Here is a 521-nt window from a genome sequence, read left to right as displayed (position 1 = left end):
CGCTGGCCTTGGCGAAGCTCAGGGCACCGCCCGAGGTGGTGCTGTCGTTGTTGGCAACGGTGCCGTTGACCGGGGTGTCTTCGCTGGTGGTGGCGGTATCCGCCAGGGCGGTGAGATCCACCGCAGCGGTCACGGTGATCGTGACGGTGTGGGTCAGGGACTCGCCGGAAGCCGCATCGGTGACGGTGTAGTCGAAGCTGTCGGCACCGCTCCAGTTGGCGTCCGGGGTGTAGGTGTAGGTGCCGTCGCCATTGACCACCACGCTGCCGTGGGCCGGGTCGCTGGCCTTGGCAAAGCTCAGGGCGCCGCCGGAGGTGGTGCTGTCGTTGGACGCGACGGTGCCGGATACCGGGGTGTCCTCGGCGGTGCTGATGCTGTCGTGGGCAGCGCTCAGATCCACGGCCGGGGTGACGGTTACGGTCACCGTGCGGGTCAGGCTTTCACCCGAATCCGCGTCGGTCACGGTGTAGTCGAAGCTGTCGCTGCCGCTCCAGTTGGCGTCCGGGGTGTAGGTGTAGGTG

The 521-nt window shown here is 67.8% G+C and carries 1 protein-coding gene; it reads right to left on the bottom strand.

Going from position 1 to position 521, the window contains the following annotated elements:
• Positions 1-521: Ig-like domain-containing protein (locus tag LMJ29_RS10530; protein ID WP_229605476.1), on the bottom strand; the 521-nt coding region annotated here is incomplete at both ends.

This window comes from Pseudomonas oryzagri, assembly GCF_020831405.1.
Lineage (GTDB): Bacteria > Pseudomonadota > Gammaproteobacteria > Pseudomonadales > Pseudomonadaceae > Geopseudomonas > Geopseudomonas oryzagri.
This window is presented reverse-complemented; position numbering and strand designations above follow the sequence as displayed.